Source organism: Dokdonella sp., assembly GCF_044227025.1.
Lineage (GTDB): Bacteria > Pseudomonadota > Gammaproteobacteria > Xanthomonadales > Rhodanobacteraceae > Dokdonella_A.
Genome location: NZ_JBGAFX010000005.1, coordinates 216,756 through 236,878, shown reverse-complemented (window position 1 = coordinate 236,878; position 20,123 = coordinate 216,756). Strand labels below are relative to the sequence as shown.

Genomic DNA, 20,123 nt, shown 5'->3' with positions numbered 1-20,123 from the left:
TTCGATCATCGCTACAATCGACCGATCGAGCGGCGGCCAGCATCAACGGGGGAACACATTGAACGACATCCTGATCGGCAAGGGCGACAAGGAAATCTTCCTGCTTGCCAAGTACGCGAACCGCCACGGCATGGTTGCCGGCGCGACCGGCACCGGCAAGTCAGTGTCGTTGATGTTGATGGCCGAAGGGTTCTCCAAGCTTGGCGTGCCGGTGTTCCTCGCCGACGTCAAGGGCGACCTCGCCGGCCTGTCGCAGGCCGGCGTGATGAACGACAAGCTCAAGGCGCGCATCGACAAGCTCGGCATCGACTGGTCCGCAGGCGCGAACCCGGTCGTGTTCTGGGACATCTACGGCAAGCTCGGCCACCCGGTGCGCACGACCATCTCCGAGATGGGCCCGACCCTGCTCGCGCGCCTGCTCGAACTCAACGACACCCAATCGGGCGTGCTCGAAGTCGCGTTCAAGGCCGCCGACGACAACGGGCTGCTGCTGCTCGACCTCAAGGACCTGCGCGCGCTGCTGACCTGGGCGGCCGACCACGCCAAGGAGCTGTCGCAACACTACGGCCTGATGTCGACGCAATCGATCGCGGCGATCCAGCGCGCCCTGCTCTCGCTCGAACAGGCCGGCGCCGACCAGTTCTTCGGCGAACCCGCGCTCGACCTCGCCGACTTCATGCGCCAGGACATGTCCGGCCGCGGCGTCGTCAACATCCTCGCCGCCGACCAGTTGATCCTGAAGCCGAAGCTGTACACGACGTTCCTGCTGTGGATGCTTTCGGAACTGTTCGAGAAGCTGCCCGAAGTCGGCGATCTCGACAAACCGAAACTGGTGTTCTTCTTCGACGAAGCACACCTGCTGTTCGACGACGCGCCACCGGCGCTGCGCCAGCGCGTCGAACAGGTCGTGCGCCTGATCCGCTCGAAGGGCGTCGGCGTGTACTTCTGCTCGCAGAATCCCGACGACGTGCCGGACGTGATCCTCGGCCAGATGGGCAACCGCATCCAGCACGCGCTGCGCGCATTCACACCGCGCGACCAGAAAGCGGTCAAGGCGGCGGCGGAGACGTTCGCGCCGAATCCGAAGGTGAACGTGGTCGAGGCGATCACCCAGCTTGGCGTAGGCGAAGCGCTGGTGTCGACGTTGCAGGCGGGTGGCGTACCGATGCCGGTCGAACGCGCGCTGATCTGCTCGCCCGGTTGCCGCATCGGCACGATCACCGACGAGGAACGCGCGACGATCCGGTCACGCTCGCCAGTCGGCGGAAAGTACGACACCGCGATCGACCGCGAATCGGCGTTCGAGAAATTGTCGCAGCGCGCCGAGCAGGAAGCCGCCGCGGAACCCGCGGCGAAGGGCGGCAAGGCGGCGGACAAGGACGGCGGCGGCTGGACCGGCATGGCGAAGGACATGGTCTTCGGCACCAGCCGGCGACAGGGCATGATCGAGGCGTTCGCGAAATCCGCGGTGCGCAACGCGGCCGGCCAGCTCGGCCGCTCGCTGTTGCGCGGCGTGCTCGGCTCGCTGAAGCGCTGACCATGACTTCCAACCACAACGCGCCGGCGACGGCGCGGCACGCCGAGATCGTGCCGTTCTGGAACCGGCTGCGCGAAATCTCGCTGTATCCGGCGCACATGGGCGCGCTGACCACGATCCTCGTGCTCGCGCTGTGCCATCTGGTCGACTTCCTGCCGCTCGGCATCCTCGGCTGGCTGCTCGACCTGCTGATCTGGGTCGCGCTCTACAAGTACGCGTTCGAGTGCCTGCGCGCGACCGCGAACGGACGCCTCGAACCGCCCGAGATCGCCGTGTCCGTCGACGACAGCCTCGGCTGGTCGCAGATCTGGCTGCAGGTCGCTTTCTTCGCGCTCAACGTGGTCGCGTTCTGGCTGCTTGGCCCGATCGGTGGAGCGATCGTCACTATCGTCCTCGCACTCGCCCTGCCCGGCGCGATCATGTCGCTGGCGATGGACGAGAACCTCGGGCTCGCGCTGAATCCGGCGACCTGGATCGCGGTGATGACGCGACTGGGCTGGCCGTACATCGCGGTGGCAGGTTTGTATTTCCTGTTCGGCGTCAGCCAGCGCTACGCCCAGGCAATGGTCGTGCCGTTCCTGCCGACATTCCTGTCCGTGATCGTGATCCACTTCATCACGAACTACGTCGTCGTCGCAACGTTCCACCTGATGGGTTACCTGATCTACCAGTATCACGACGAAATCGGTTACGAACCCGCCGCCGCATCCGCAACACCGCTGCGCCGCGCCGCCGACGATCCGGACCAGCGCTTTCTCGACGAAGCCGCCGAGCGAGTGCGCGACGGCAAGCCGGAAGCCGCCTGTGACCTGATCTCGACCCAGTTGCGCGGACGCGGCGGATCGGAGGCGATGCACGCACAGTACCGCAAGCTGCTCGCCCTGCTCGGCCGGCGCGAGGAACAACTGCGGCATGGGCGCGAATGGATCACGATCCTGATCGCGCAGGACAAGGACCGGCGCGCGGTCGATGTCGCGCGCGAATGCCTCGAGCTCGATCCCGCGTTCGAACTCGCCGAAGCAGACGAAGTCACGCGCGTCGCGCGCAAGGCCGTCGACGTCGGCGCGACCCAGGTCGCGCTGAAGCTGGTGTCGGCCTCGTACAAGCGCCATCCCAGGCATGCCGACGTGCCGCAGAACTGCCTGCTCGCCGCCAAGCTGCTGGCCGAACGCATGGGCAAGGAAGAAACCGCACGCAAGCTGCTCGACCAGGTGCTGCAAGCATTTCCGCAACACCCGCTGCGCGACGAAGTCGTGGCCTATCGGACGTTCCTCGACAAACTCGCAACGCCCGCAGCGAAACCTGCGTAGGGGAAGGTCCGGGCAAGTGAAAGCCCGTCATTCCGCCGAATGCCGGGATGACGACGCGCGTGATTCTGATCCAAGCCGGTACGGCACGCGCAGCGGGTCAGCCTTTACCGGTTTACCGCGAATGCCAAGGCGCGGCGATCATCCGGCATCGGCGAGCAGCATGCGCGCCTTGTCCGCTTCGACGGACTCGGGCCAGGTCGCGGTGATGCACTCGAGCACGCCGCTGGCGCACGTCGCGTCGCCGCGCGTGCGCAGGTCGCGCGCAAGCGCGAGCAGCGCGGATGGCAGCGCCGGCGCGGCCGGAAACTTCGCTGCGAGTCCGGCCAGCACAGCCGCCGCCGCAACGCCTTCGCCGATCGCCGGCCAACGCGCGACGAGCGCGACCTGTCGCTCCGGCGCCAGCACGAGGCGGCCGCCGCTTGCCTTCATCGCATCGTCGTAGACCTCCTTCTGCGCGCGAAGCTCGGCCGTTCCGCGTGCCGGACAGGCGAACACCGCGACCGCGGTGGCTGCGAGCCGCGGCGCACCCGGTTCGTAGCGCGCGCACCGATAGGACGCGACGAGCACGTCGAGATCGTCCGGGCGACGCAACGCGAGCGGTTCGAGCAACGCGCGCGCGGCCGGCAGTTCGAGCCGGCCGATGTGTTCGTTCGCCTTCGCCAGCGCGGCGCGGTCGTCGACCACGGCTTCGGCCAGAGCGTCCTCATCGAGGAAGTCGCGCCGCTCGCGCCCGCCCAGGCGCACCACGAACGCGAGCAACGCCCCGCTGACGATGCCGCCCGCATGCGCGTCGAACGCGACATTGGAACCATGCGAGAACAGCAGCTGCAGCACTTCCCAGCCGAGCCACACCGGCAGCAGCAACAGCGCCGGCGCGCGCACGTAGTCGAACACGATGAAGAACCACCAGAAGAAGCGCACGCGGCGACGCCCCCACAGCACGCAGTACGCGCCCATCAAGGCCGCGATCGCGCCGGACGCGCCGACCAGCGAACCGTGGTCGCCCCAATGCCAGGCGAGGCTGGCGAGTGCGGCGCCGAAACCGCCGGCCAGGTAGACGACGAGGAACAAGCCATGCCCGAGCGCACCTTCGACGAGCAGGCCGAGCAAAGCGAGGAACAGCATGTTGCCGAGCAGGTGGCCTATTCCGCCGTGCAGGAACATCGAACCGAGGATGCGCGGCGGCGAAAACTCGGAATAACGCAGCATCCAGCGTTCGGTGAATCCGCCTTCCCACAGGCGGTCGAACTGCTGGCGCAGCTCGCGCCATTGCGCGTGCCCGGCGAGCGCAGGGGTAATCACCTCATCGGCTTCGAGCGCGGCGATGAAGTCCGCATCGGACTGCAACACCTGCACCGCGATAGCGACATCGCCGGCGTCGGCGAAACGGGTGAACACCTGCGCTCGTTCCTCTGCATCGCCGTGCACATCGAGCCATTCGCGATACGCCGGGAACTCCCATTGCGCGAGATCCGCGTCGACGTAGTACGCAAGCGCGCGATCACGCACGCCGTCGTCGCCGAGCTGCAGGCCGAAGAACACGAACACGTTGGCGAGGATCAGGCCGAAGGTCGCCCACGGAAAGTTCGCGCGCGTGAGGGCGCGGTGCATCGGCAGGATCAGCAAGCACGATTTCCTTCGCGGGATGAAGCAGTGATTCTACGCATTCGCACCGTTGACGTGATGGCACCCGCACCGTAGTTTCGCGATCGACGCCGGCACGCGAGCCGGCAACGAGGATTTGCATGGGCCGCTGGCGCGCACCGACCGCCGCTTCGACCGCCGTGATCACCGCCGACGGCCACCTGCGCCTCAAGCAGGAGCTCGACGAGCTGTGGCGCGTGCGCCGTCCCGAGGTGGTGCGCGCGCTCGCCGCCGCGGCTGCGGAAGGCGACCGTTCGGAAAACGCCGAATACACCTACCGCAAGAAGCAGCTCGGCGAGATCGACCGGCGCGTGCGCTATCTCGGCAAGCGCCTCGAATTCCTGCGCGTGATCGACAGCACGCCGAGTGATCGCAGTGCGATCTATTTCGGCGCGTGGTTCCGGGTCGAGGACGGCGACGGCGTCGAGCACGAATACCGCATCGTCGGCCCCGACGAGACCGACGCCGCGCGCGGCTGGATCAGCATCGACTCGCCGCTCGCGCGTGCAGCACTGAAGCGCCGGGCGGATGACGAGTTCGAAGCGGAACTGCCCGCCGGTCCGGCACGCTTCACCGTAATCGCCGTGCGCTACGAAGGACCATTCGAGTAGCCGCTCCCCACACGGAAGACGAGGGCATGGCGGCAAGCGCCGCGTGCGCATCTCCTACGGGCTGAGCGCCTAGAAGCATCGCGGCTGAAGCCGCTCCTGCAACAAACTTGACGCCTTGTTGCTGTCGCTCTGCCTCTGCACGCAGGAGCGCGCTGCTTCTACCCGGGTCCCCTTCGGCAACGGTGGACGGCGGACGAAACAGCCCGCAGGGGCGCGCGCACGGTGCGCGCGCGTTCGCCGTCAGCTCACGGATGCGCTGTCGGCGAACCTCGGCCGACGTTCACGCACCAGCCGGGCAGGACGCCCGGCGGGCGTTGCCGTTGGGGAGTGCCCCTTCTTGGGGTTACCCTTCTTTGGGCAAGCACTGCGCCGCAGGAGCGGCGCGAACGGCGAAGCTGGCCCGAAGGGCGCAGGGCAGGATGCCCGGAGTCAAGAGGGGTAACCGGCCCGAATGGATGCGGGACGAACATGCATGGATGCGAGTCGGTTTTAGCGGAGGCGCATTCCCGAACAACAGCCCAGCGAAGCGCAACGAAAAAGGGCGGCCGAAGCCGCCCTTTTCGATCCGATTGCTGCAGATCAGCGCGTGATCGGCAGGTAGACGCGATAGACCTCTTCGTTCGCCGGCGTATCCGGCGAAGACATGAGTTCGTCGTACGCGCGCGTCAGCCCGCCTTCGCTGTAACGGTAGCCATGCGTTTCCGCATAGGCTTTCTGGTTCAGGCGCAGCAGCGGGAGCTGGGCCGGGCTGCCGGTATATTCGGTGTACAGCGCGGTGCCGCCGTACCAGAGCGCGGCGCGCACGTTGCCTTCGACGACCAGCATGCCCTTCGAATCCTTCTGGCCCGGACCATAAACTTTTGGCTGGCCGGTGTCGTCGACACCCTCGTCGCTCTGGTTGGACACCGGAGTTTCGATGTTGTAGCTCTGGCCGTCGAGCGTGAACGACGCCGCGCTGACCGGAACGGCCACACTGAACGTGTAATCTTCCTCGCCCCATTCGGTGGTGATCGTCATGCGCGGACCGGCCGCAGTCAGGCCGACCTTCTTCAGGGCGGCATCGATCTCGGTCATCGCAGTCGCGGTCGCATCGGCCACTTCGTCGAGCGAGCGCTTCGCCTTGGTCTGCACCAGGAACACCGGCTTCGAGTCGACATTGACCACCTCGATCTTCTGGTCCTTGTAGTCGGTGTTCGGGAATCCGGCGAGCATCTGCGAAAGGCCCGCGAGGCCGCCCTGCACGATCGCCGACGGCTCACCGTTGATGTACAGGCCACCGTAGCGCCAGATCAGGTTCCAGCCGTAGTCGACGTCGTAGGACTCGACGATCTTGACGGTCTTGCCATTCGCGGCGGGAATCAACTCGATCGAGTAGTTCTTGTTGGTGCCGATCCAGTCGTTGTCGAGCGTCATTTCCACGCTCTTGTCCTGCTCGGTCTTGGTGATCGTGAGCGAGCCGTCGCGAACCTTCGGCGAAGTGCTGGTCCAGCTCGCCTTGGCGCCGACGCCGGCTTCCGGTCCGGACACGGTCATCTTCAGGCCCGGGTCGAACGCGCGCATGCCGTTCCACTGCGGGAAGCGCCGGAACGAATTGACCGAGTCGTAAACCTGCCGCACCGGGCTGGGCACCTCGACGGCACGCTCGACATGGCCATGGTCCGGCAACACCACGCCGACGAGGACGGCGAGCAGGAACACGATCAGCAGAGCGATCAGCACTTCGAAAATACGAATCATCCGAGGGTCTCCAGGATCCAGCCATGGGCTGCGCATGTCGCGGTGACCTGTCCGGCCTTTCGGCCATGTCGGTTCCCCACCGCCTGCGCACGCGCGGTCCCGCGCCGGCGGGACAAGGAATGGATGGTACTGGACTCCGGGGCGCATGCGCTACGACCCGCGACTCCCTGATGCGCCGCGGCAGCGCTTCCCGGGCACGTCCCGGCGCTTCCAGCCCCCTCCGGCAACCCGGGCAGCGCCCCGCGCGCGATCAGACGATGCCGAGCTCGAACGCTTTCAACACTGCGCGCGTACGGTCGCGCACGCCCAGCTTGGACAAGATGTTGGAGACATGATTTTTCACCGTTCCCTCGGCGACGCCGAGCGAATTGGCGATTTCCTTGTTGCTGTAGCCGCCCGCCATCAGGCGCAGGATCTCGGTCTCGCGCTCGGTCAGCGGGTCGGGCCGGTCGAGACTGACGAACTCGTTGTGCATGCGCTCGAGTCCGCTGAGCAGGCGCTGGGTGACCATCGGCGCCACCAGCGAGCCGCCGTCGGCAACGGTCTTGACCGCATCGACCAGCTGGTCGAGCGAGACGTCCTTGAGCAGGTAGCCGCGCGCGCCGGCCTTGAGGCCGGCCAGCACGATCTGGTCGTCGTCGAACGTGGTCAGGATAATCGTCGGCGGCAGCTCGCCCTTCGCCGCGAGTGCGTTGAGCACGTCGAGGCCGGACATGCCGGGCATGCGCATGTCGAGCAGGACGACGTCGGGCTTGACGCGCGGAATCGTCTCGACCGCCTGCACGCCGTCGCCGGCCTCGGCGATCACGCGGATCGAATCGGACAGCTCGAGCAGCGAACGGATGCCCTGCCGCACCAGGGTCTGGTCGTCGACCAGGCAGACTTGGATCATGTGGTTCCCTCCAATGGCAACAGGGCATCGAGCGCAAAACCCTCGCCCCTGCCAGTCACGATGTCGACTCTACCGCCGAACTGCGCCAGCCGCTCGCGCATTCCGGCCAGTCCGTTGCCCTGGGTGAACTCGGCCGCACCGCGACCGTCGTCGCGCGCGTGGATCGCCATCTGGCGGCCGTCGCTGCGCTCGAAGCTCAGCCACAGGTTGCGCGCGCCGGCATGGCGCACGGTATTGGTGATGATCTCCTGCGCGCAACGCAGCAGCACCTGCGCGCGCTTGGGATCGTCGACGCTGAAGCGCGGCGGCAATTCGAGGTGGATCGCGAGCCCGGGCACGCCTTCGGTGAGGTTGGTCAAGGCCTGAGTCAGGTCGATGCTGTCGCCCTCGCGCAACTGGCTCACGACTTCACGCACGTCGCTGAGCAGCAGTTTCGCCACCGACTGCGCCTGCCGCACGTGCTCCTGTGCCTGCCCCTGCACCAGGTGGCTGGCGACTTCGAGATTGAGGCTGAGTGCGGTCAGATGATGGCCGACCAGGTCGTGCAGTTCGCGCGAGATGCGCATGCGTTCGCCGAGCCGGCTCGATTCGGCCAGCAGGGTGCGTGTCGCACGTAGTTCGGAATTCAGGCGGCGCTGCTCCTCGCGCGCCTCGACCTGTTGCTTGGTGACCAGCGCGGTGACGAACGCGAGCACGATGAACCCCGAATACAGGCTCGACTGCAGGAACGCATCGCTGAGACTGAAGGCCGGCTCGCGGATGCTGGCAAACACCGGCACCAGCGAGAAGTTCTGCAACACCATCCAGGCAATGCCGATGCGCAGCGGCAGCAGCCACGGCAGCACCACCGCGACGACTGCGAGCAGCAGGGCGGAGATGCCGCTCTGGCTGAACCAGCCGATCGCGACCGCCATCAGGTTCAGCACGACCAGCAGGCCGATCTGCAGCGCACGCCTCCAGGGGGTGCGGCGGCGATCGCCGAGATCGTGGGTGAGGTACCAATAGACCACGCCGAACACCACGTAGCAGGCGAGCCACAGGTGCACGTAGCTGCCCGGCAACTGCTTCTGCGCGAGGTCCTCAACCACCGTCTCGTAACGCAGGAACGGCGTGCCGACGCTGGCGTACTGGAACAGGCCGGCGTAGCGGAGCAACTGGATGTGGTTGATCTGAGGCCACGGCATGGCGCCATCATAGGACCTGCGCCGCTCGCGCGACCCTGCCCGGAAGTCATTGTTTCCGGAGTGGCGCCGAAGGGTCGCCTGCCGCCCGCACTTCCTAACGATCCCGTAACACCTCCGCCCGCAGCGCGCCATGACCGCATCGCGGGCGCATGCGATAATCGACCGGAGCAGGCTTGACCCACGGCGACGATGTCGCCGAACGGCCCGCAACCTCCACGGAGCAAGACATGGCCCTACGCATCCGCGACGTGCAGCCGCACGATCTGGACTCGGTGCTCGCACTCAACAACGCCGCTGGCTCCACGATCCTGCCGCTGGATGTCGCTGGTCTGCGCAGGCTGCACGACGAGGCATGCTATTTCCGCGCGGCCGAAGTCGACGGGCACATCGCCGGCTTCCTGCTCGCCCTGCGCGAGGACGCGAGCTACCACAGCCCGAACTTCCTGTGGTTCCAGAAGCACTTCCCCGAGTTCGTCTACATCGACCGCATCGTCGTCGCGCGCCCTTACCGCGGCCTCGGCCTCGGCCGCGTGTTCTACGCCGACGTCAACAGCTACGCCGAAACGCGCGTGCCACAGCTCACCTGCGAGGTGTTCCTGGAACCACGCGACGACGTTTCGCTGCTGTTCCACGGCACCTGGGGCTTCCTCGAAGTCGGACAGCAGACGATGCCAAGCAACGGCCGCCGCGTCGCCTTGCTGGCAAAGACCCTGTGCAGCTACCCGTTCGTGCGCGACACCTATCTGCACGGTGCAGCGGGCCTGCCGGATCTGCCCTGGCTGGCCGAGCGCGAGCACGTCCAGCCGGCTCGACATCGCGGCGCGCGCGCGGCCGGCGGCGCATGAGCATGACCGCTGCCGCCCTTGCGGACCTCGAACCGGTCGCCGAAATCAAGTTCGGGCAGGTCGGCATTGCCAACCTCAAGCTCAAGCGGCTCAACCCCGATGCGCTGGCGGCCGAACTGCGCGCCAAGGTCGAGAACGCCGAAAAACTGTTCCTGCGCGCTCCGGTCGTGCTCGATCTCAGCCATCTGCCGGAACTGCCCGACGTCGAAGTCGTGCGCGACCTGCTCGCGCGCATACGCGCATCGGGCATGCTGCCGGTCGGCCTGTCCTACGGCACCAGCGAGAACGAGCAGATCGCACAGGCGCTCGGCGTCCCGGTGATCGCCAAGTTCCGCGCGTCGTACGAGCGCGCGCACGACGCCCCGCCCGAGCCCGCCGTACGCGCGACACCGCCACCGCCATCGCGTGAAGCGGTCGTCGAAGCGCGCGCGCCGACCCCGGCCGCGAGCGCGATCGGCATGCTGCACGACAAACCCGTGCGCTCCGGCCAGCAGGTGTATGCGCGCGGGCGCGACCTGATCCTGACCGCCCTCGTCGGCAACGGCGCGGAAGTGATCGCGGACGGTTCGATCCACGCCTATGGCGCCTTGCGCGGGCGCGCGCTCGCCGGCGCACAGGGCGACGAAAGCGCGCGCATCTACTGCCAGGAATTCCACGCCGAACTCGTTTCGATCGCGGGCCAGTACCGCGTGTTCGAGGACATCCCGAAGGACCTGCGCGGACAACGCGTGCAGTGCTGGCTGGAAGGCGACAAACTGATGTTGAAGAAACTGTGATCCGGGATTCGTAAATGCCGCCACGACAGTGCGCTGCCGTCACCCAATCGATCACCATGCTTTCCCGAATCCCCAATCCCCAATCTCGAATCCCGAGGACACTGCATTGACTGAGATCATCGTCGTCACTTCCGGCAAGGGCGGCGTCGGCAAGACGACTTCCAGCGCCTCGCTCGCGGTCGGCCTCGCCAAGCGCGGCAAGAAAGTCGCCGTCATCGACTTCGACGTCGGCCTGCGCAACCTCGACCTCATCATGGGTTGCGAGCGCAGGGTCGTGTACGACTTCGTCAACGTGATCCAGGGCGAGTGCACGCTCAAGCAGGCCCTGATCAAGGACAAGCGCATCGACACCCTGCACGTGCTGGCCGCCTCGCAGACGCGCGACAAGGATGCGCTCAACAAGGAAGGCGTCGAGCGCGTGCTCAACGAGCTTGCCGAAGACGGCTTCGACTACGTCATCTGCGATTCGCCTGCCGGCATCGAGAAGGGTGCCAGCCTCGCGATGTACTTCGCCGATCGCGCGATCGTCGTGGTCAACCCGGAAGTCTCCAGCGTGCGCGATTCCGACCGCATCCTCGGTCTGCTCGCGAGCAAGACGCGCCGCGCCGAACAGGGCAACGGCGGCGTCGAGCAACACCTGCTGCTGACCCGCTACAACCCGGACCGGGTCGCCAACGGCGACATGATGGGCATCAACGACGTCAAGGACATCCTCGGGATCGAAGTGCTCGGCGTGATCCCGGAATCGACCGGCGTGCTCAGCGCATCGAACGCCGGCGTACCGGTGATCCTCGACGACGCATCCGAAGCGGGCCAGGCCTACGCCGACGCGGTCGCGCGCCTGAGTGGCGAAGAACGCCCGATGCGCTTCGTGGAAGCGACGAAGAAGGGTTTCCTCGCACGCATCTTCGGGAGCTGAGACATGGGACTACTGGATCTCTTCCGCTCGCGCCCGAAGAACACCGCCTCAGTCGCTGCCGAGCGCCTTCGCTTCATCGTGATGCAGGAACGCGCGTCGGGCGACCGCGCCAGCACCGACTACCTTCCGGCGATGCAGCGCGAAATCCTCGCGGTACTGCGCAAGTACTTTCCGGTGGACCCCGACGCCGTCGACATCCACGTCACGCGCGAAGGCGAAGGCGACGTGCTGGAACTGTCGGTCACGCTGCCGGAACGCCGCAAGGACGCAGCGCCCTCGCCCGACGCGAAGGCGCCGACCGAGGACGACGAAGTCTGATCGTCGACGCCATGCAGGCTGCCGCGTCCCCCGCGCACGCGGTGCTTACGCTCGCCGACATCGGCTTCGAATCCGCGCGCGCCCTGCTCGCGCGCCACGCGCTCGGGCTCGCGCAGGTCGACGATGGCGCACCGATTCCCGGCAGCTACTGGGGCGAATGCGAGGCAGGCGTGATCGCGAACACCGTGTACGCGCGCTCCGACACCCCGGTGCACTCGCTGCTGCACGAAGCCTGTCACCTGATCGTCGTGCCCACCGAGCGACGCGCATCGATCCACACCGACGCCTCCGACTCGCAGGCCGAGGAAGACGCGACCTGCTACCTGCAGATCGTGCTCGCCGACGCCCTGCCCGGTGTCGGTCGCGCGCGCGTGATGGCCGACATGGACGCGTGGGGCTACACGTTCCGCCTCGGCTCGACGCGCGCGTGGTTCGAGCACGACGCCGAGGATGCACGCGCGTGGCTGGTCGAACGGGGCCTCTTGCCGCTCTCGTAGAACGCCGCCTGCTCCGCGGCTTTGCGTGGATGAGCCGAGCAAGCCCGGCTTGCGACGTCGCCTGCGGCATCGCACCTTGCGGCACGCACGACCCGACACTAGGCTCGCAGATTCGGCCTTCCGCGGAGCTCCCATGAAATTCCGTCTGCTGTCCATCGCCCTCATCCTTGCAACGGCCTCGATGGCGGCGTCTGCCGCGAAGACGAAAGGTGTCAAGGGAGCGACGCCCGCCGACGCGCACGCATTCGTCGAGAAGATGAATGCCGAGTTCAAGGCGCAGTACCTCCAGGCCAACGCGGCGGAATGGGTTGCCGAGACCTACATCACCGACGACACGCAGATGCTGACCGCGCGCGCGAACGAAGCGATGCTGAAGTGGCTGTCGGCGAAAGTGGACGAATCGCGCCGCTTCGAGAAGGTCGCCGGCATCGACGCCGGGGACAAGCGCGCGATCGAACTGCTGAAGCTGCAAACCGCGATGCCCGCCCCGAAGGATCCCGCGCACCTGACCGAATTGACCAACCTCGCTTCCAAGCTCACCGCCGCGTACGGTTCCGGCAAGTACTGCAAGGACGAGAGAGACCCGAAGAGCTGCCGCAACCTCGACGAGCTGTCGGAAGTGCTCGCCAACGACCGCGACTGGGACCATGCGCTCGACGCGTGGAGCGGCTGGCATCGCGTGGGTCGTGGCATGCTCAAGGACTACCAGCGCTTCGCGCAGTTGCTCAACGAGGGCGCCCGCGACCTTGGCTACGACAACGTCGGCACCATGTGGCGCGCCGGCTACGACATGCCGCCGGCCGACTTCGCGAGGGAAACCGATCGCCTCTGGAACCAGGTGCAGCCGCTGTACGGCCAGCTGCAGTGCTACGCGCGCAACAAGCTCGCCGACAAGTACGGCGAGCGCATGCCGAAGGACGGCACGATCCCTGCGCACATCACCGGCAACATGTGGGCGCAGGACTGGGCAAACCTGTATCCGCTGCTGCAACCGTACCCCGGCGCGGGCAACCTCGATGTGAACCAGCGCCTCGAAGCGCAGAGGAAGGCGCAGTACGACGGCCTGCGCAAGGGGTTCAAGGGCAGGCCGATGCCACTCGACGTCGCCGCACTCGAACACGACGCGGACATGAAGAACGCCGTAGCGATGGTGCGCCGATCGGAGGACTTCTATGCCTCGATCGGCTTCCCGCCGCTGCCTGGATCGTTCTACGAAAAGTCGATGCTGTTGCGGCCGCGTGATCGGGACGCGCTGTGCCACGCGAGCGCGTGGCCGATGGACCTCGGCAGCACCGACATGCGCATCAAGATGTGCATTAGGCCGACCGAGGAAGACCAGTACACGATCTATCACGAGATGGGCCACATCTATTACTACGTGGCCTACAAGGACATCCCGCCGATCTTCCAGGGCGGCGCCAACGACGGCTTCCACGAGGCGATCGGCGACACCATCCGCCTCAACATCACGCCGGCCTATCTCGCGCAGATCGGCCTCGCCGGCAAGGCAGGCAGCGACGACAAGGCGATCCTCAATGCACAGATGAAGCTCGCGCTGGAAAAGGTCGCATTCCTGCCGTTCGGCTTGTTGATCGACAAGTGGCGCTGGGGCGTGTTCGATGGTTCGATCGCACCGGACAAGTACAACGAAGGCTGGTGGCAGTTGCGCCGCAAGTACCAGGGCCTGTCCTCGTCGGTCGCGGCGACGCCGGCGGATTTCGATCCAGGCGCGAAGAACCACGTGCCCACCAACGTGCCGTACATGCGCTACTTCCTTGCGGACATCCTGCAATTCCAGTTCTATCGTTCACTGTGCGACGCGGCCGGCTACAAGGGCCCACTTTCACAGTGTTCGATCTACGGCAACAAGGAAGCCGGTGCGAAGTTCTGGAAGATGCTTTCGCAGGGCGCGCAGCAGCCGTGGCAGCAGACGCTGAAGGAGCTTACCGGCAAGGAGGAAATGGACGCGAGCGCGATCATCGACTACTTCGCGCCGTTGTACGCGTGGTTGCAGGAGCAGAACAAGGGCAAGACGTGCGGCTGGCAGTGAGCCCGGGAATCGGGAACCGGAATTTGTTAGACTCCCCGCGCAGTGTTCCGGATTTTTTCGAATCCCCGATCCCCGATCACCAATACCGGCCATCCCCATGCAACGCTGGATCAAGCTTCCCGATGGCCGTTTCATCGACGCCGGCGCGATCGTCTACATCAGCCGGCCCGAGACCTATGCACGCACCGACGAGGACGGTAACGACCTTGGCATCGGCTATTCCGTCAACATCGGAACGGGCGTTCAGCGCGACACGCAGATCACCGTGACCGGCAGCAAGGACGAGGTGTTCGCCGTGCTGCGCTCGATCCTCGGCCAGCAGAGCGCGCCGGCCGCGCTGTAGGCGCTACGCGCACAACGCACGTGCCGCTTGCGGTTGTCGTGGGTTGCGACTCACCGCGGTGCGGCTTGATCCGCCTATGAAGACCGGCTTTCGGTGCGCGCGATGCGCCGGAACACCAGCCACATGCCGGCACCCAGCGCGGTCGAAGCGAGCGCTGCGCCCGCGAGCCAGCCGGCATGGCGCGACAGCACCGGCGCCAGCAAGCCCGCGATCGTCGCGCTGATCACGAGACTGATGAACGCCTGGACCGACGAAACGGCGCCGCGGTGCTGCGGGAAACGATCGAGCAACAACAGGGTCAGGGTCGGAAAGTTCATGCCGATCCCGATCGCGTGCAGGCCGATCGGGATCACCGACCACGGCACGCGCGGCTGCGGCAACAGCAAGGTCACCAACACGTTGATCGCGGACGCAGCGAGCATGATCGTGTAACCGAGGCGCACCGTCGCCGCCGCGGTCATGCGCCCGGCCATGCGGCCGGACAGGAACGCGCCGAACATCATGCCGCTGATTGCGGGCACGAACAGCCAGGCGAAATGCTGCGCGTCGAGCTTGAGCAGGTCGAGCACGAACGCCGGCGCGGACGAGATGTACACCCACAGCGCGTTGAAGTTCAGCGAGCCGGCCAGCGCAAGCGGAAGAAACGCGCGATCTCGCGCGATCAGGCGCCAGGTCACGCCCAGTTCGCGCAGGGACAGCGGCAGGCGTCGCGCGCGCGGATGCGTTTCCGGCAGCAGCCGGACGCAGACCAGCCATAACGCAAGCGCGAAACCGGCGAGCAGCCAGAAGATCATCGGCCAGCGCGCGAAGCCGATCACCCAGCCGCCGACGATCGGTGCGACCGCCGGCGCGATGCCGAAGATCATCGATACCGTCGACATCAGCTTTTGCGCTTCGACGCCGTCGAAGCAGTCGCGGATGATCGCTCGCCCGACGATCAACCCCGCACCGGCGGACATGCCCTGCAAGGCACGGAACACGAGCAACGTCTCGATCGAACCGGCCCGCGCGCAGCCGATCGACGCGAGCGAAAACACGACGACGCCGACGAGGATCACGCGCCGGCGACCGAGCGCATCCGAGAGCGGACCGTGCAACAGCGACATGCAGGCGTACGCGATCATGTAGATGCTGATCGTCTGCTGCATCGCAAGCGGGCTTGCGTACAGGTCGGCCTCGATAGCCGGGAACGCGGGGAAGATCGTGTCGATCGAGAACGGACCGAACATCGCCAGGGCGGCGAGCAGCGGCGCGAGCAGACGGCGGGGATGCGAGGTGACGGCGGTCATCGGAGTGCGCGATGCGGTCGCACATGCTACATGGAAGCCGCGTACGCGTCGCGAGTGCGCGCGGGTTTTCCGACCGGAAGGCCGCAGGTCGCTTCCGACCGTTCGCGTTGGGCGCGGCGAACGCAGTCGAAACCCTTGCAGCGCCTTCGATCCCGAACGCAATTGCCCGGTGAAAGTGATCGGCCGGACCCGAGGGTCCGACCGATCACCGAAACGTCTTACGGTGTTTCGAATCCGTCCGCGAAGATCACGTCGCTGACGACGTTCGTGCAGGCCACGCCGACGTTGGTCACGTTCGCGCCGGCAATCGTGCCGCTGCCGTTCGTGATCGCGCAGGTCTGGCCCGCCGGCTCGGTGCCGACGGTGACCGCGTAGCCCGTGCCATTGGCGAGGCCGGTCGGGAACGTGAAGCTGCCATTCGCCGCGACCGGCAGGGTCTGTGAGCCGCTGTTGAGCGAGAGCACGAGGCCCGCACCCGACAGGCCGCTGACGTTGCCGCCGACGGTGAACGTCGTCGGACCCGCGCAGGTGACCGCGACGTTGGTGACGTTCGCACCGCTGATCGTGCCGCTGCCGTTCGCGACCGTGCAGATCTGGCCAGTCGGCTGCGTGCCGACCGTGACCGCGTACGGCGACAGGTCGGCGAGACCGGTCGGGAACGTGAAGCTGCCGTTCGCGGCGACGGGCAAGGTCTGCGCGCCCGCATTGAGCGAGAGCACCAGGCCCGCACCCGTCAGGCCACTGACGTTGCCGCCAACCGTGTACGTCGTCGGGCCGCCGCTGGTGGCCGGCACGAGGCACCACTGGTCGAGCGTGCCGGTGTCGCCGCCCGCGTTGTCGGAGGCATTCAGGGTCCAGGTGCCCGCGAGGGTCTGGCCGATGAACGGAGTCGCGAGCGGATTGTTCGGCTTGACGTTGCCCGACAGCGCCGGCGGGCTCGCGTTGCACTGGCCTTCGACCAGCACGCCCGAACCGTCGTCGATGACCACGTCGATGTTGTCGCCGCTGCAACCGAAACCGCTACCGGTATAGCCCGGACGGTCGATCACGATCGAGCTGCCCGCGCCCTTGCTGAGCGTGAACTTGAGGTCGCCCACCCAGGTGTGGGTCGCCTTGATCACGAGCTTGAGGTCGGTCAGCGTACCCGGACCTGCAGCGACCAGGCTGTCATTGATGCCTGCCGGAAGGTTGTCGGTGATCGCCATCGCCGGCGTGCTGCAGATCAGATTCGCGGTGGTGAAGCTGAAGGTCGGCGAAGCCGCACCGGCGCCGCAGGCGTTGGTCGGCGTGACGCGCCAGAAGTAGGTCGTGTTGGCACTGAAGTCGGTCGTCGGCGTGAACGTCGTGCCCGTTACGACCTGCGTCAGGATGATCGAACCGAAGCCCGCGTCCGTGGCCACTTCGAGCTTGTACGTATCGGTGTTGCTGCCACCCCAGCTGAAGACCGGACGCAACGCCACCCCATTCACGCCATTCGCGGGCGCAGTCAGCGTCACCGCACCGGGTTGGCCGGACGCGATCTGGACGTTGAGCGTGATTTCCTTTTCCGTCGCCGGGACCTGGTCGTCAATGCCATGCACGACCACCGGATGGCTGCCACCGCTTGCGCCCGCCTGCGTGCCAAGCGTCAGCACGGAGGTCAGGAAACCATCGGCCGGAGGCGTGACGGGATTGGGCGAGAACAGGCCGCCGCTGTACACCGCGCCGTCCAGCCCCGGGAGGCTGAGCGTGACCGGATGCGAATAGCCGCTGAGGGACGAAACCTTGATCGACACCGGCGTGATCGACGATCCGGCGCAGACGTACTGGACGTCGCTCGGCGCCTGCAGGGCGTAGTCCGGCCCCGGCGAATCGGCGAAACCGCCAATGCCCCATACGTCGCCGTTGTTGACGGCGCGGTTGTCGGTGTAGATGGCGATGATGTCGTTCATCGCCATGTCCATGCCGTTGTAGTCGCCCCACTCCATCGACGTGTTGATCTTCGGCGAGGTTACCGTCGTCAGGCGACGCGGCGCTTCCCATGTCTGCGCGCCGTCGAGCGACACCGAGTAGTAGAGATCCACGCCGGTACGCCCGCTGCTGTGGCGGGTGTCGTAGTAGACCACGTGCACGCGGCCCCACTCGTCGACCTTGAGCCATTGCTGGTAGCGATCGACGGTCTGGCCGTCGGCCGTCGGATGCGGCGTGGTGACGGTCCAGGTGGCGCCGCCGTCACGCGAGTAACCGACCTGCACGCGCGCATGGTTGTTGGCCGGCGTGCCGCTTTCCGGGCCGTAGGTGTCGGGCCATGCGACATACAGGCTGTTCGCGTAGGGTCCGTTGCTGAGATCTGCGTCCGCGGCGGCGTAGATGAACGCGTTGCGCGTCGACATCGACGGCAGCGGGAAATCGAACGAGGCCACCGTGTTCGCGACCGTCACGCCACTGGCGGCAAACGTCGCGCCGCCATCGGTCGACTTGACCACGCGGATGTTGCTGCCGGTCGTCGACGGGAAGAAGTAGTAGACGTTGCCCAGCTTGTCGGTCGTGATGTCGCTGCCGATGCCCTTGAACGCGGAATCGAGCGTCACCGGCGTGCTGAACGTCAGGCCCTTGTCGGTCGAGCGCGCGAACTTCTGCACGTTGCTCTGGTGCCACGACACGTAGATGTTGTCCTTGAACGGCGAACCGGCGAACGAATCGACGTGCAGGTATTCCTTGTCCGAGCCGCTCGCGACGAGACCGGCGGTACGTGTCCAGGTCGCGCCGTTGTCGAGCGAGCGGAAGAAGTCGACGCCGCAACCGGAGCCGCCGCAACTCATCAGCGACGAAGTGTAGGCAATCAGGCCATCGGTGGACCAGCCGACCGTGGCGTCGCAGCAGGTGGCACCGGGCAGGTTGATTGCACTGCTCCAGGTCGCGCCGCCGTCGGTCGAGCGCCACATCTTCTGGCCGCTGCCGGGGCCGTTGCTGCCGGCGATCACGTAGTTCGTGTTGATCGGGTTGACCGCGATCGCGGTTTCCTCGGCGCCGACCGGGGTGGTGATCTTGACTTCGGTGCCGAGGAATTTCGGCCAGCCCTCACCCATGTCCTCGAGCTCTTCCTCGTCGAAGACCTCGAAACGATTGCCTTCGATGCGGTTGATGCCGCGGTAGGTGTGGCCATCGATGCGGATGCCGTCGAAGCGCTGCAGGAACGTGTTGACGGCGCTGCGCGGATACTGCGCCGGCCCGCTGGTCGGCAGTGGATGGCCTTCGGCCATCGCGGCCTTGCGAGCCCAGACCCGGTAGAACGCGGGCAGCGGATCGCGCGCCTCGGTTTCCGCCTTCGGCAGAAAGGCAAGGTCGGCCGCGGTCAGTGCATAGTTGCGATCGTCCCACGGGCCGTATTCGACAAGCTGTGCATAGTCGACGCTGGCATCGACGCCCTTGGCCTGATGGATCTCGACATTGATGATTCGCGCCTCGGCGACACCGCCGACGGCGAACGCAAGCAGGAGAGCGAGCCCGCAAAGGGCCCGTTGCAGTTTGAACACTCGCATGATTACCCCAGTGATCGGTTCGGAAACGGTCCAGAAGGTGGCGCACGCCCCAGCGTCACGCCCGTCCAGTCCTTGATGCGGAGTACCGCATGCGCCCGCGGACGGAGCCAGGGCACTCCCGCCATTAAAACGGCATCCGCCGCAGGACGCAACCCGAAGGATGGTCGCGCACGTGGGACCGGCCGCGTCCGGCGCATTTCGGCTAGCATCGCCACCCGCTTCCGCGACGGGATGATCGTTGGATGAACCTCGTTTCCGTGCTCGCCGTCGGTTTTGGCGCATTCGTCGGCGCGATCCTGCGCTGGATGCTGGGCCTTGTACTGAATCCGCTGTTGCCGGCGTTGCCGCTTGGCACGCTCGCCGCAAACCTGCTGGGCGGTTTCATCATGGGCATCGCGATGGGAGCGTTCTCGCACTTCGAAGCGTTGCCGATCGCCACGCGCCTCGCACTGACCACCGGCTTCCTCGGCGGCCTCACCACGTTCTCGACGTTCTCGGCGGAAACGGTCACGCTGTTCCTGCGCCAGCAATATGCCTGGACCGCAGCGATCATCGCGACCCATCTGTTCGGATCACTGCTGATGACGCTCGCCGGAATCGCACTGATGCGCCTGTTGCTGCGCGCGTGAAGCCGAGACAAACCATTGTGC

General features: G+C 66.3%; 17 protein-coding genes. 11 read left to right on the top strand and 6 right to left on the bottom strand.

Going from position 1 to position 20,123, the window contains the following annotated elements:
- The first annotated feature begins 58 nt into the window (after nt 1-58).
- Together ACILRJ_RS13555 and ACILRJ_RS13550 are read left to right on the top strand one after the other, a co-directional pair.
- Nucleotides 59-1,537 carry a helicase HerA-like domain-containing protein gene (locus ACILRJ_RS13555; protein ID WP_395683727.1) on the top strand — a complete coding sequence of 493 codons (1,479 nt, stop codon included), beginning with the start codon at nt 59-61 and terminating at the stop codon, nt 1,535-1,537.
- A gap of 2 nt (nt 1,538-1,539) precedes the next feature.
- On the top strand, nt 1,540-2,847 hold the full coding sequence (locus ACILRJ_RS13550; RefSeq protein WP_395683726.1) for a hypothetical protein: 1,308 nt from the start codon (nt 1,540-1,542) through the stop codon (nt 2,845-2,847).
- 138 nt (nt 2,848-2,985) lie between these two features.
- Here the strand turns inward: ACILRJ_RS13550 and ACILRJ_RS13545 are convergent, their stop codons facing one another.
- The gene (locus ACILRJ_RS13545; RefSeq protein ID WP_395683725.1) at nt 2,986-4,473 is read right to left on the bottom strand and encodes a rhomboid family intramembrane serine protease; all 1,488 of its coding nucleotides are present in this window, start codon (nt 4,471-4,473) and stop codon (nt 2,986-2,988) included.
- 119 nt (nt 4,474-4,592) lie between these two features.
- Between ACILRJ_RS13545 and greB the strand changes: the two genes are divergently transcribed.
- Complete coding sequence (gene greB / locus ACILRJ_RS13540) at nt 4,593-5,102, top strand: transcription elongation factor GreB (RefSeq protein WP_395683724.1); 510 nt, start codon at nt 4,593-4,595, stop codon at nt 5,100-5,102.
- A gap of 579 nt (nt 5,103-5,681) precedes the next feature.
- Here the strand turns inward: greB and ACILRJ_RS13535 are convergent.
- The 3 genes from ACILRJ_RS13535 to ACILRJ_RS13525 form a co-directional block, all read right to left on the bottom strand.
- Nucleotides 5,682-6,839 (bottom strand): hypothetical protein, encoded by a 1,158-nt coding sequence (locus ACILRJ_RS13535; protein ID WP_395683723.1) that lies wholly within the window; start codon nt 6,837-6,839, stop codon nt 5,682-5,684.
- 250 nt (nt 6,840-7,089) lie between these two features.
- Nucleotides 7,090-7,731, bottom strand: coding sequence for a response regulator (locus ACILRJ_RS13530; RefSeq protein WP_395683722.1), 642 nt, complete (start codon nt 7,729-7,731; stop codon nt 7,090-7,092).
- Nucleotides 7,728-8,915: a sensor histidine kinase gene (locus ACILRJ_RS13525; RefSeq protein WP_395683721.1), complete on the bottom strand. Its 1,188-nt coding sequence runs from the start codon at nt 8,913-8,915 to the stop codon at nt 7,728-7,730. Before ACILRJ_RS13525 ends, ACILRJ_RS13530 begins: the two co-directional genes overlap by 4 nt.
- Nucleotides 8,916-9,142: 227 nt before the next feature.
- Here ACILRJ_RS13525 and ACILRJ_RS13520 point away from each other — a divergent pair, with 227 nt between their 5' ends.
- From ACILRJ_RS13520 to ACILRJ_RS13490, 7 genes are all read left to right on the top strand, one after another.
- Complete coding sequence (locus ACILRJ_RS13520) at nt 9,143-9,760, top strand: GNAT family N-acetyltransferase (protein WP_395683720.1); 618 nt, start codon at nt 9,143-9,145, stop codon at nt 9,758-9,760.
- Between the two features lie 2 nt (nt 9,761-9,762).
- Entirely contained in the window at nt 9,763-10,536 is a 774-nt protein-coding gene (gene minC, locus ACILRJ_RS13515) for a septum site-determining protein MinC (RefSeq protein WP_395683719.1), read from the top strand.
- A gap of 106 nt (nt 10,537-10,642) precedes the next feature.
- On the top strand, nt 10,643-11,455 hold the full coding sequence (gene minD / locus ACILRJ_RS13510) for a septum site-determining protein MinD (protein ID WP_395683718.1): 813 nt from the start codon (nt 10,643-10,645) through the stop codon (nt 11,453-11,455).
- Nucleotides 11,456-11,458: 3 nt separating this feature from the next.
- Nucleotides 11,459-11,773 (top strand): cell division topological specificity factor MinE, encoded by a 315-nt coding sequence (gene minE / locus ACILRJ_RS13505; RefSeq protein ID WP_395683717.1) that lies wholly within the window; start codon nt 11,459-11,461, stop codon nt 11,771-11,773.
- An 11-nt stretch (nt 11,774-11,784) separates the two neighbouring features.
- A complete protein-coding gene (locus ACILRJ_RS13500) occupies nt 11,785-12,270 on the top strand; it encodes a hypothetical protein (RefSeq protein ID WP_395683716.1) in 486 nt (161 codons plus the stop codon).
- A gap of 133 nt (nt 12,271-12,403) precedes the next feature.
- Nucleotides 12,404-14,320, top strand: coding sequence for a M2 family metallopeptidase (locus ACILRJ_RS13495; RefSeq protein ID WP_395683715.1), 1,917 nt, complete (start codon nt 12,404-12,406; stop codon nt 14,318-14,320).
- Nucleotides 14,321-14,417: 97 nt separating this feature from the next.
- Entirely contained in the window at nt 14,418-14,663 is a 246-nt protein-coding gene (locus ACILRJ_RS13490; RefSeq protein ID WP_395683714.1) for a hypothetical protein, read from the top strand.
- Between the two features lie 74 nt (nt 14,664-14,737).
- Here the strand turns inward: ACILRJ_RS13490 and ACILRJ_RS13485 are convergent, their stop codons facing one another.
- A complete protein-coding gene (locus ACILRJ_RS13485; RefSeq protein ID WP_395683713.1) occupies nt 14,738-15,952 on the bottom strand; it encodes a multidrug effflux MFS transporter in 1,215 nt (404 codons plus the stop codon).
- A gap of 218 nt (nt 15,953-16,170) precedes the next feature.
- A complete protein-coding gene (locus ACILRJ_RS13480) occupies nt 16,171-19,473 on the bottom strand; it encodes a proprotein convertase P-domain-containing protein (protein WP_395683712.1) in 3,303 nt (1,100 codons plus the stop codon).
- Between the two features lie 242 nt (nt 19,474-19,715).
- Between ACILRJ_RS13480 and crcB the strand changes: the two genes are divergently transcribed.
- Nucleotides 19,716-20,102 (top strand): fluoride efflux transporter CrcB, encoded by a 387-nt coding sequence (crcB, locus tag ACILRJ_RS13475; protein WP_395683711.1) that lies wholly within the window; start codon nt 19,716-19,718, stop codon nt 20,100-20,102.
- The last annotated feature ends 21 nt before the right edge of the window (nt 20,103-20,123 follow it).